This window comes from Microbacterium sp. B24, from assembly GCF_000333415.1.
GTDB lineage: Bacteria > Actinomycetota > Actinomycetes > Actinomycetales > Microbacteriaceae > Microbacterium.
This window is the reverse complement of sequence record NZ_BADB01000076.1, coordinates 1-1,234: the sequence shown is the minus strand read 5'-3', so window position 1 is coordinate 1,234 and position 1,234 is coordinate 1. Positions and strand designations below refer to the sequence as shown.

General features: G+C 63.9%; 1 protein-coding gene. It reads left to right on the top strand.

The genetic code is table 11. The annotated features are described in order from the left end of the window. Positions 1-1,234: ABC transporter substrate-binding protein (locus I5I_RS01775; RefSeq protein ID WP_036315700.1), on the top strand; the 1,234-nt coding region annotated here is incomplete at both ends.

The following is a 1,234-nucleotide window of genomic DNA, read 5'->3' as shown; positions in this document are numbered from 1 at the left end:
TCGTCTCGTCTCCGAGCCGAGCAACCTCGACATCCGTGAGACCGCCGGCGCCGCCCTGGACCAGATCCTGATCGACAACGTCTACCAGGGCCTCGTCTCGCGCACGCCCGATCAGAAGATCGAGCCGGAGCTGGCCAGCGACTACAAGATCTCGTCCGACGGCCTCACCTACACGTTCACGCTCCGCGACGGCGTCACCTTCCACGATGGCTCCCCGCTCACCGTCGATGACGTCGTCTGGTCGCTGGAACAGGTCAAGTCCAATGCGTCGTACAGCGACTCCGACCGCCTCACCCGCGTGCAGAGCATCGCCGCGAACGGCAAGGACGTCGTGCTCACGCTGAGCCAGCCCGACTCCAGCCTGCTGTGGAACCTCACCGGCCGGGCAGGTCTCGTCCTCAAGAAGGACGACCCCACCGATCGCAAGACGAAGGCGAACGGCACCGGGCCGTACAAGCTGACCAGCTGGAAGCAGGGCGACTCGATCACCTTCGACCGCAACGACGCGTACTGGGGCGACAAGGCCAAGGTCAAGGAGGTGGTGTTCAGCTACATCCCCGACAACCAGGCGGCACTCAACGGTGCCCTCGCTCACGAGCTCGACGTCGTCACGGGGTTCGATGCCAACCTCAAGGATCAGATCGAGGCGAACGGTGACTTCACACTTGTGCTCGGCAAGTCCACCGACAAGGGCACGCTCGCGATGAACTCGACGAAGGCGCCCCTGTCCGACAAGCGGGTGCGCCAGGCGATCCGTCAGGCCATCGACCACAACGCGATCGTCAAGGCTCTCGGGGCCGGCCAGACGCTGTACGGTCCGATTCCCGAGCTCGACCCCGGTTACGAGGACCTGTCGTCCACCGCCCCGTTCGACCCGGCGGCCGCGAAGAAGCTCCTGGCCGACGCCGGGGTGACGGACCTCACGCTGACGCTCACGATCCCGTCGTTCTACGGCACGACCGTGTCTCAGATCCTCGTGTCGAACCTCAACGACGTGGGCATCACCCTGAAGGTGAAGGCCGTCGAATTCCCGACGTGGCTCAACGACGTCTACATCAACAAGAACTACGACCTCAGTTTCGTGCTGCACACCGAGGCCCGTGACTTCGAGAACTGGGCGAACCCCAACTACTACTTCACCTACAACAACCCGGAGGTGCAGAAGCTCTACCAGCAGTCGCTCAGCGCGACCGACGAGCAGACCTCGACTCTAGAGGATCCCCGGGACCGAGCT